Here is a 6,336-nt window from a genome sequence, read left to right as displayed (position 1 = left end):
GTTGGGCTGCGTAGCGGCCCCAAAAAATCCTGGGAGCGCTTCGCACTCCAACGCGGGGCAAGCCCGCTCGCCACAAAAGCCTGGTAACCACAACAGGCCCGCTCGCCACAAACGGAAATCCAGTGCCGTATGCCCATTCCGGCACACGCATTGCTTTATCCATTCATCTGCCCGAATACAGGAACATTCGTTACCCCCCGACCCAGAGCCGACCCCATAAGAAAGTAAGGACCAGGCCCAGTGGCACCATCAGCCACGGGCTCATAAAAAAATGCGTTTTTTAAAGCGGCAGTGCCAACCCATGCGTCCCTCGGCACTGACAAGGTACTGGAATGGCTCGATCTTTCTTTGATGAAATGAATGACGCAAACGGCGTGTGCCGTGCGCATTATCAGGATTTCTCCCGCTGGCTGGCGAACACGCCGCCGGAACTGCTGGCCCAGCGCCGTCGCGAAGCCGATTTGCTGTTCCATCGCGCCGGGATCACTTTCACCCTCTATGGCGACGAGCAGGACACCGAGCGCCTGATCCCCTTCGACATCATCCCCCGCAGCATCCCCGCCAGTGAATGGAGCGTGATCGAGCGCGGCTGTATCCAGCGGGTCAATGCGCTGAACATGTTCCTCGCCGACATCTACCACGACCAGCGCATCATCAAGGCCGGGATCATTCCGGCGGACCAGGTGCTGGGCAACGAGGGTTACCAGAAGGCCATGGTCGGCCTGGATCTGCACCGCGATATTTATTCCCACATCTCGGGGGTGGACCTGGTACGCGATGGCGACGGCACCTACTACGTGCTCGAAGACAACCTGCGCACCCCCAGCGGCGTGAGCTACATGCTCGAAGACCGCAAGATGATGATGCGCCTGTTCCCCGAAGTGTTCGCCAAGCAGCGCATCGCGCCGGTGGACCACTACCCCAACCTGCTGCTCAAGACCCTGAAAAGCTCCAGCCGCCTGGATAACCCCAATGTGGTGGTGCTGACGCCTGGGCGCTTCAACAGCGCGTTCTTCGAACATGCGTTCCTGGCGCGGGAAATGGGTGTGGAACTGGTGGAGGGTGCCGACCTGTTCGTGCACGACCTCAAGGTCTTCATGCGCACCACCGACGGGCCCAAGGCCGTGGACGTGATCTACCGGCGTATCGACGATGCGTTCCTCGACCCGCAGGCGTTCAACCCGGACTCGATGCTCGGCGTGCCCGGCCTGGTCGCGGCCTACTGCGCCGGCAACGTGGTGCTGGCCAATGCGATTGGCACCGGGGTGGCCGACGACAAGTCGATCTATCCCTATGTACCGGCGATGATCAAGTTTTACCTGGATGAGGAGCCGATCCTGCAAAACGTGCCGACCTTCCAGTGCCGCAAGCCGGATGAACTCTCCCACGTGTTGGCCAACCTGGCCGAATTGGTGGTCAAGGAAACCCAGGGCTCCGGCGGCTACGGCATGCTGGTCGGCCCCGCGGCCACGGCGGCCGAGATCGAAGACTTCCGCCAACGCATCAAAGCCCGCCCCCATGCGTATATCGCCCAACCGACCCTGAGCCTGTCCACCTGCCCGACCTTTGTCGAAAACGGCATCGCGCCCCGGCATATCGACCTGCGGCCCTTCGTACTCTCGGGCAAGGAAACCCGCCTGGTGCCCGGTGGCCTGACGCGGGTGGCGTTGCGTGAGGGCTCGTTGATCGTCAACTCGTCGCAAGGCGGCGGAACCAAGGACACCTGGGTGGTGGAGGGCTGAGTATGTTGAGTAGAACCGCCGCAGATCTGTATTGGATGTCCCGTTACCTGGAACGCGCCGAGAACCTGGCGCGCATGCTGGAAGTCAGTTATTCGCTGTCGCTGATGCCCCAGGCCGGACGCAGTGATGGTCTCGACGAACTGGCGATGTCGTTGCTCAGCAGCGGCACCCTGGACAGTTACCTGGAGCGCCACCAAACCCTGGATGCCGAACGCATGCTGCATTTCTTCGCCCTCGACGAAGAAAACCCGGCCAGCATCTACAACTGCCTGCGCGCCGCGCGCGGCAATGCCCATGCAGTGCGCGGGCGCATCACCGCCGACATGTGGGAAAACCTCAACGCCACCTGGCTGGAAATGCGCAGCATCGCCGCCGGCGGCCTGGCGCGGCACGGCATCAGCCACTTCTGTGACTGGGTCAAGCAGCGTTCGCACCTGTTCCGCGGCGCGACCTCGGGGACCATCATGCGCAATGACGCCTATCGGTTCATTCGCCTGGGCACCTTCGTCGAACGCGCCGACAACACCTTGCGCCTGCTGGATGCACGCTACGAGATGTTCGGCGAAGAATCGGAGGAAGTCAGCGACTTGTCGGCACGCGGCTATTACCAGTGGAGCGCCCTGCTCCGCGCGTTGTCGTCATTCGAGGCGTATACGGAGCTGTATCCGAATGCGCTCAATGCACGGTCGGTGTCGGAGCTGCTGCTGTTGCGCAGTGATGTGCCGCGTTCGTTGCATGCGTGCATTGAAGAGTTGAGCCATATCCTTGCGGACCTGCCCGGCAGTTATGGGCGTACGGCGCAGCGGTTGGCGGCGGAGTTTGAGGCTCGGCTGCGGTATACGGGGATTGATGAGATTCTGGAGGATGGGTTGCATAGTCGGTTGACGGAGTTTATTGAGACGGTGAGGGAGTTGGCGGGGGCGATACATAGTTCTTATTTGGAGGTGGTTTGATGATTGTTTCCATGCGGTGCGTGGGAACAATCAAATCCTCTGGTCAATCTTTTGTCCAAGCATTTGTTTGGCGCCGGAAGAGATGTATTGGCTATTGTCAGAGTTAACAGGTGACGGCGAATACTATGAGGGTGCTGATGTTGCAAACCCTATTCGCGTAGACGTGGGGCGGCGATACTTGTTAATGAAAACGGGAGTATCAGGATAAACGCGATACCTGCATATTTTTTCGCAGGCGTGTTAGCTCTAAACTTTGAGAGTGCTCCGATCGCTTAACTGTAAACCTGGGTATTTGACCCTGCTTGTGCGTTACTCTTATATTGGGGAGGCCAGGAGCCTTCCCAACATAAGATAAAGCATACGAGTATGCCGAACCCAGTTTCGAATAATAAATTAAGCGTCATCGGGTCCAAGGTGCGACTGCGTCGTTAGATTGATACGACCCTCTATGGACTAACCACCCCATTCTGAGAATCCGCCTTCAGTAGTTACCTTGAAAAACAAGAACACAAGTGAGTATATTGAGCGCGGACCGATCTACTTTTAAATAAATCGGTCTCGCACTATTGAAACAAAGCTGATCTGCATGTCACTTGCGCCGCATTTCAAATGGTTCAACATGCTTTACAAGCCTAGGACTTTTATATTATCTATTCGGAAATTATTACCACCATTGACACTACCAAGAGAGCCGTTATAAATTGCAATTCGATAGAGACCATTTGATGGAACTGTAAATGTACCAGTCCTTGCGTGCCATTTACCATCCCTTGGAACTGTAAATTCAGCGGGAACATAAATATAACTACCGCTTGGAAGCAAAGTGAGACCTGTCATAATCGGATTAACATTTTCACTATCGTTGCTAATATTCATCACATCAAAGGAAAACTGGTAAGTACGATTTACTCGAAGTGAAAAAACTTGTTTGACAACATCTCCATACCCCCTATCACGAGGTGTTGAAAATTCAAGATACCCATTAGTCACTTTCCCGCCGACGCCTGCTACGTCGAGCCTCCAGCCGCCGGTGGTTCCATCTCGAAAGTCAGTGATGGAATCGCGCCACGGGCCATGGATTATCGTGTACTCCCTAATATAAAAGGAAACGGCCTGTTCAGGATCCTGGCTAAGGCTCATCGCTGCCTTGAACTCAATATAGAACTGAGTGCTATGGCCCAACCCAGTCAGGTAGGTGCGTGGGATCGTGACCTCTATTTTTCCGGAAGTGATCCAATTCTGATTGACCTTCGCCCCACCCGCCCCGTTGAACAACATAAGATCATGGACGGCGTTGCTAGCCGTTCTTCCCCGCAGCCACAGCCATACCGGGTAATCTAGGGTGATAAACGGCCATACACCAACGCGGGCAGTGAAATTGCCGGTAAGCATGCTCAGATCCAGTGCCCCGTGGAAGTTTTCGGCCTCAATAACCTTGACGTCCGCCAACAAATAGTAAGGTATCGGCGTCACCGTCACCGTCAAGGTTTCCGACGGTATAGTGCGCCCTTCGCGAGTCACGTCATATTTAAGCGTAAAGGTCTTGTTGGCATTACCGATATTGGCCGCAATCGCCGACTTGGGAATATCAAACGTCACCAAACCACTGGTCACGCCGGACTTGGCTGCAATCACTGGGGAGCCAAGTCCGGCAGTCCCCGCCATCGTGACCTTGATGCTGTCGGTGGTGTACATCGGCAAAAACCGAACTTCTATCGTGCCGCCGTCTTGCGCATTCATCGGCGCAAGCGTCACCGCTGTGCCGGAGCCACTGGCCTGGGTCAACTTGGGTACAGGGAATTCGGCCGGCAGCGTGTTAACGGTGTATTCCATCAGTGGGAAGCGAATTGCCTGTGCTGGATCTTTGCTTCGGCTCACCGCCGCCATGAACTCCATCTGCAGCTTGGTGCCATGGCCCAGCCCCGCCAGGTACGTACGGGGGATCGTCACCTCGATTCGTCCGGTATTGACCCAGTTCGCATTGACCGCCGACACACCGGCCCCGTCGAACACCGTGCGGTCATGCACGACGTTGCTGGCCGTTCTTCCCCGCAGCCACAACCAGACCGGGTAAGGCGTGGTGATAAACGGCCAGACCCCGACGCGGGCTTTGGCATCGCCGACAAACGCGCTCAGGTCCAGTACTTTGGTGGTGGCGTTGGCCTCAAGGATCTGCAGATCCGTCTTGGCCAACTCACTGACAGGTATCGGCGTCACCGTCACCGTCAATACCGCTGACGACCGAACAACGCCCCTACGGGTCACTTCGTACTTGAGGGTAAACGTCTTGTTGGCGTTGCCGATATTGGCCGCAATCGCCGTCTTGGGAATATCAAACGTCACCACCCCACTGGTCACACCTGACTTGGCTGCAATCACTGGGGAGCCAAGTCCGGCCGTCCCCACCATCGTGACCTTGATGCTGTCGGTGGTGTACATCGGCAAAAACCGAACTTCTATCGTGCCACCGTCTTGCGCATTCATCGGCGCAAGCGTCACCGCTGTGCCGGAGCCGGTGGCCTGGGTCAACTTGGGTACCGGGAATTCGGCCGGCAGGCTGGTGATGGTGTAAGTCACCGGCGGGAAGTCAATCGCGTTGGCTTCGAGCATGCTAGTGCTGAGCGTCGCTTTGAAGCGCAGTGTCAATAGGCTGTGATGGTCCAACGCCTGAAGGTAGCTGGCAGGGACCGTCTTTTCGTGGTATCCGGCCACTAGCCACGGGTCGCCAACAGAGGATTGAGTCCCAACATAATGCGTATGGTTGCTCACTGAGCCATCCGCTTTTTTACCTGAAAGAACCAACCAGAGCCGGTTACCCTCGGCAATAAACGGCCAGACACCGGTCCTGAGCCGCCCACCACTGACCACATCTGCCAATTCCAGGACCAGGTTCGACTGATTGGCTTCATTAATTCGGATTACGGTTTTTGCCAACTCACTGGCAGGTATCGGCGTCACCGTCACGGTCAGTTCCACCGACGACCGGACAACCCCCTCACGAGTCACTTCGTATTTAAGGGTAAACGTCTTATCTGTATTGCCGATATTGGCCGCAATCGCCGACTTGGGAATATCAAACGTCACTAAACCACTGGTCACCCCTGGCTTGGAGGCAATGGCTGGCGAGCCCGCCCCCGCCGTCCCCACCATCGTGGCCTTGATGCTGTCGGTGGTGTACATCGGCAAAAACCGAACTTCTATCGTGCCACCGTCTTGCGCATTCATCGGCGCAAGCGTCACCGCTGTGCCGGAGCCGTTGGCCTGGGTCAACTTGGGTACCGGGAATTCGGCCGGCAGCGTGTTAACGGTGTATTCCATCAGTGGGAAACGAATTGCCTGTGCAGGATCCTTACTACGGCTCACCGCGGCCTTGAACTCCATCTGCAGCTTGGTGCCCTGCCCCAGTCCCGCCAGGTATGTGCGGGGAATCGTGACCTCGATTCGTCCGGTATTGACCCAGTTCACATTGACCGCCGACGAACCTGCCCCGTTGAACACCGTGCGGTCATGCACGACGTTGCTGGCCGTTCTTCCCCGCAGCCACAACCAGACCGGGTAAGGCGTGGTGATAAACGGCCAGACCCCGACGCGGGCTTTGGCATCGCCGACAAACGCGCTCAGGTCCAGTACTTTGGTGGTGG

At 57.0% G+C, this 6,336-nt stretch carries 2 protein-coding genes and 1 pseudogene; 2 read left to right on the top strand and 1 reads right to left on the bottom strand.

Annotation, left to right across the window (positions count from 1 at the left end; all coding sequences use genetic code 11):
* The first annotated feature begins 332 nt into the window (after positions 1 to 332).
* Together J1G35_RS30325 and J1G35_RS30320 are read left to right on the top strand one after the other, a co-directional pair.
* Positions 333 to 1,742, top strand: a complete 1,410-nt coding sequence (locus J1G35_RS30325; protein ID WP_053130088.1) for a circularly permuted type 2 ATP-grasp protein — start codon at positions 333 to 335, stop codon at positions 1,740 to 1,742.
* A 2-nt stretch (positions 1,743 to 1,744) separates the two neighbouring features.
* Positions 1,745 to 2,695, top strand: coding sequence for an alpha-E domain-containing protein (locus J1G35_RS30320; protein WP_053130092.1), 951 nt, complete (start codon positions 1,745 to 1,747; stop codon positions 2,693 to 2,695).
* 624 nt (positions 2,696 to 3,319) lie between these two features.
* Here the strand turns inward: J1G35_RS30320 and J1G35_RS30315 are convergent.
* A pseudogene (locus J1G35_RS30315) lies at positions 3,320 to 6,336 on the bottom strand (hypothetical protein); the annotation flags it as partial.

This window comes from Pseudomonas sp. SH10-3B, from assembly GCF_019891415.1.
In the GTDB taxonomy this organism is placed as follows: Bacteria; Pseudomonadota; Gammaproteobacteria; order Pseudomonadales; family Pseudomonadaceae; genus Aquipseudomonas.
This window is presented reverse-complemented; position numbering and strand designations above follow the sequence as displayed.

Bases quoted from the DNA above. Each gene is read 5' to 3' on its own strand.
- J1G35_RS30325 (WP_053130088.1), top strand. From the start codon at position 333: ATGGCTCGATCTTTCTTTGATGAAATGAATGACGCAAACGGCGTGTGC.
- J1G35_RS30320 (WP_053130092.1), top strand. From the start codon at position 1,745: ATGTTGAGTAGAACCGCCGCAGATCTGTATTGGATGTCCCGTTACCTG.